General features: G+C 74.9%; 1 protein-coding gene. It reads right to left on the bottom strand.

Going from position 1 to position 1,015, the window contains the following annotated elements:
• Nucleotides 1-1,015, bottom strand: a 1,015-nt coding sequence (locus tag GT030_RS34110) for a GAF domain-containing SpoIIE family protein phosphatase (RefSeq protein WP_161204374.1), incomplete at both ends; no start/stop codon positions are given.

Here is a 1,015-nt window from a genome sequence, read left to right on the forward strand (position 1 = left end):
CTCCACCAGGCCGTCGGTGTAGAGGGCGAGCAGTGAGCCCTCGGGGAGTTTGACCTCCAGCGTGCCGAAGGGCACTCCGCCGACGCCCAGGGGGGCGGCGGTCGGGACGGTGAGGAGCGTGGCCTCGTGGTCCGGGTGGACGAGGACCGGCGGGAGGTGGCCCGCGCTGGAGAAGGTGCAGGTGCCGCGCCTGGGGTCGCAGACCGCGTAGACGCATGTGGCGAAGGACTCGCTGAGGGTGGCCGCGGTCTCGTCCAGGTGGCCGAGCAGTTCGGCGGGCGGCAGGTCGAGCCGGGCCAACGCCCTCGTGGTCGTGCGCAGTTGGCCCATGATGGCGGCGGCCCGGACACCGCTGCCCATCACGTCGCCGACCACGAGGCCCACCTTGCCGTCACTGAGCGGCAGTACGTCGTACCAGTCGCCGCCGACCTCGGTGCCGCTGCCCGCGGGACGGTAGCCGACCGCGATCTCCAGCCCCTCCGGCTGGTCGGGCGGGGTCTGCGGGAGCAGGCTGCGCTGGAGGGTCAGCGCGGTGTCCCGCTCGCGGCCGTACAGCAGCGCGTTGTCCACACTGATGGCGGCCCGCCCGACGATCTCGCACACCATCTGCAGGTCACGGCTGTCGAAGGGGCGGGCGGTGCCCGTGCGGTACAGGCTGAGCACGCCGAGCACCGTGCCCCGCGCGACCAGGGGCGCCACCAGGTAGCTGCGCACGCCCGCCTTGCGGAGCGCCGCGACGGCCTGTTCGTCGCCCGAGATCCGGCGCAGCGCAGCGGAGTCCACGCGGGGGATCATCACCGGGGTGCCCTCCCGGACGCTGCGCCGCATCAGCGGGGCCGGTTCCTCGGTGTCGAGGTCGTCCCACAGCGCGGCGCCGCCCATGTCGTCGTCCGGGTCGGCGGGGGCGACGGCGACGGCGACGAACCGGGCCCGGCCGCCCGGCGCGGTGCGCCGCCCGGTGGCGACGGACTCCAGCAGGTCGACCGTGGCCAGGTCCGCGAACCGGGGCACGACG

This window comes from Streptomyces sp. SID1328 (assembly GCF_009865595.1).
In the GTDB taxonomy this organism is placed as follows: Bacteria; Actinomycetota; Actinomycetes; order Streptomycetales; family Streptomycetaceae; genus Streptomyces; species Streptomyces griseoluteus.